A 3,245-nucleotide genomic window follows, 5' to 3' on the forward strand; every position below is an offset into this window, starting at 1 on the left:
AGTATAACCAGATTGCTTGGGGTTATATGGTCAAGTGAAGAAGCGCATACGGTGGATGCCTTGGCAGTCAGAGGCGATGAAAGACGTGGTAGCCTGCGAAAAGCTTCGGGGAGTCGGCAAACAGACTTTGATCCGGAGATGTCTGAATGGGGGAACCCAGCCATCATAAGATGGTTATCTTGTACTGAATACATAGGTGCAAGAGGCGAACCAGGGGAACTGAAACATCTAAGTACCCTGAGGAAAAGAAATCAACCGAGATTCCCTTAGTAGTGGCGAGCGAACGGGGACTAGCCCTTAAGCGGTTTTGAGATTAGCGGAACGCTCTGGAAAGTGCGGCCATAGTGGGTGATAGCCCTGTACGCGAAAATCTCTTTACCGTGAAATCGAGTAGGACGGGGCACGAGAAACCTTGTCTGAATATGGGGGGACCATCCTCCAAGGCTAAATACTACTGACTGACCGATAGTGAACTAGTACCGTGAGGGAAAGGCGAAAAGAACCCCGGAGAGGGGAGTGAAATAGATCCTGAAACCGTATGCGTACAAGCAGTGGGAGCCCACTTTGTTGGGTGACTGCGTACCTTTTGTATAATGGGTCAGCGACTTATTTTCAGTGGCGAGCTTAACCGAATAGGGGAGGCGTAGCGAAAGCGAGTCTTAATAGGGCGTCTAGTCGCTGGGAATAGACCCGAAACCGGGCGATCTATCCATGGGCAGGTTGAAGGTTGGGTAACACTAACTGGAGGACCGAACCGACTACCGTTGAAAAGTTAGCGGATGACCTGTGGATCGGAGTGAAAGGCTAATCAAGCTCGGAGATAGCTGGTTCTCCTCGAAAGCTATTTAGGTAGCGCCTCATGTATCACTGTAGGGGGTAGAGCACTGTTTCGGCTAGGGGGTCATCCCGACTTACCAAACCGATGCAAACTCCGAATACCTACAAGTGCCGAGCATGGGAGACACACGGCGGGTGCTAACGTCCGTCGTGAAAAGGGAAACAACCCAGACCGTCAGCTAAGGTCCCAAAGTTATGGTTAAGTGGGAAACGATGTGGGAAGGCTTAGACAGCTAGGAGGTTGGCTTAGAAGCAGCCACCCTTTAAAGAAAGCGTAATAGCTCACTAGTCGAGTCGGCCTGCGCGGAAGATGTAACGGGGCTCAAACCATACACCGAAGCTACGGGTATCACTTAGGTGATGCGGTAGAGGAGCGTTCTGTAAGCCTGTGAAGGTGAGTTGAGAAGCTTGCTGGAGGTATCAGAAGTGCGAATGCTGACATGAGTAACGACAATGGGTGTGAAAAACACCCACGCCGAAAGACCAAGGTTTCCTGCGCAACGTTAATCGACGCAGGGTTAGTCGGTCCCTAAGGCGAGGCTGAAAAGCGTAGTCGATGGAAAACAGGTTAATATTCCTGTACTTCTGGTTATTGCGATGGAGGGACGGAGAAGGCTAGGCCAGCTTGGCGTTGGTTGTCCAAGTTTAAGGTGGTAGGCTGGAATCTTAGGTAAATCCGGGATTCTAAGGCCGAGAGCTGATGACGAGTGTTCTTTTAGAACACGAAGTGGTTGATGCCATGCTTCCAAGAAAAGCTTCTAAGCTTCAGGTAACCAGGAACCGTACCCCAAACCGACACAGGTGGTTGGGTAGAGAATACCAAGGCGCTTGAGAGAACTCGGGTGAAGGAACTAGGCAAAATGGCACCGTAACTTCGGGAGAAGGTGCGCCGGTGAGGGTGAAGGACTTGCTCCGTAAGCTCATGCCGGTCGAAGATACCAGGCCGCTGCGACTGTTTATTAAAAACACAGCACTCTGCAAACACGAAAGTGGACGTATAGGGTGTGACGCCTGCCCGGTGCCGGAAGGTTAATTGATGGGGTTAGCTAACGCGAAGCTCTTGATCGAAGCCCCGGTAAACGGCGGCCGTAACTATAACGGTCCTAAGGTAGCGAAATTCCTTGTCGGGTAAGTTCCGACCTGCACGAATGGCGTAACGATGGCGGCGCTGTCTCCACCCGAGACTCAGTGAAATTGAAATCGCTGTGAAGATGCAGTGTATCCGCGGCTAGACGGAAAGACCCCGTGAACCTTTACTATAGCTTTGCACTGGACTTTGAATTTGCTTGTGTAGGATAGGTGGGAGGCTTTGAAGCGTGGACGCCAGTTCGCGTGGAGCCAACCTTGAAATACCACCCTGGCAACTTTGAGGTTCTAACTCAGGTCCGTTATCCGGATCGAGGACAGTGTATGGTGGGTAGTTTGACTGGGGCGGTCTCCTCCTAAAGAGTAACGGAGGAGTACGAAGGTGCGCTCAGACCGGTCGGAAATCGGTCGTAGAGTATAAAGGCAAAAGCGCGCTTGACTGCGAGACAGACACGTCGAGCAGGTACGAAAGTAGGTCTTAGTGATCCGGTGGTTCTGTATGGAAGGGCCATCGCTCAACGGATAAAAGGTACTCCGGGGATAACAGGCTGATACCGCCCAAGAGTTCATATCGACGGCGGTGTTTGGCACCTCGATGTCGGCTCATCACATCCTGGGGCTGAAGCCGGTCCCAAGGGTATGGCTGTTCGCCATTTAAAGTGGTACGCGAGCTGGGTTTAGAACGTCGTGAGACAGTTCGGTCCCTATCTGCCGTGGACGTTTGAGATTTGAGAGGGGCTGCTCCTAGTACGAGAGGACCGGAGTGGACGAACCTCTGGTGTTCCGGTTGTCACGCCAGTGGCATTGCCGGGTAGCTATGTTCGGGAAAGATAACCGCTGAAAGCATCTAAGCGGGAAACTTGCCTCAAGATGAGATCTCACTGGAACCTTGAGTTCCCTGAAGGGCCGTCGAAGACTACGACGTTGATAGGTTGGGTGTGTAAGCGCTGTGAGGCGTTGAGCTAACCAATACTAATTGCCCGTGAGGCTTGACCATATAACACCCAAGCAATTTGCGTCAGCTCTCTCACCCAGAGCAACCAGATTGCGGTGTGTGAAGACGAAAGAACCGAAAGTTTGCGCACTCACAAAACACCAAGCTGTCACATACCCAATTTGCTGAAGCGAGGCCTACAGGCCACGACTCAGTACCCGAATTTCTTGACGACCATAGAGCATTGGAACCACCTGATCCCATCCCGAACTCAGCAGTGAAACGATGCATCGCCGATGGTAGTGTGGGGTTTCCCCATGTGAGAGTAGGTCATCGTCAAGATTAAATTCCGAAACCCCATTTGCGAAAGCAGATGGGGTTTTGTTTT

Annotated in this window: 2 rRNA genes; both read left to right on the forward strand. The window is 51.7% G+C overall.

The window, feature by feature from the left end:
* Positions 1-28: 28 nt before the first annotated feature.
* Positions 29-2,920 (forward strand): 23S ribosomal RNA (locus AC19YT_RS27970).
* Between the two features lie 163 nt (positions 2,921-3,083).
* Positions 3,084-3,199: ribosomal RNA gene (gene rrf, locus AC19YT_RS27975) — 5S ribosomal RNA — on the forward strand.
* Positions 3,200-3,245 lie beyond the last annotated feature (46 nt).

This window comes from Pseudomonas sp. MF08875 (assembly GCF_059862525.1).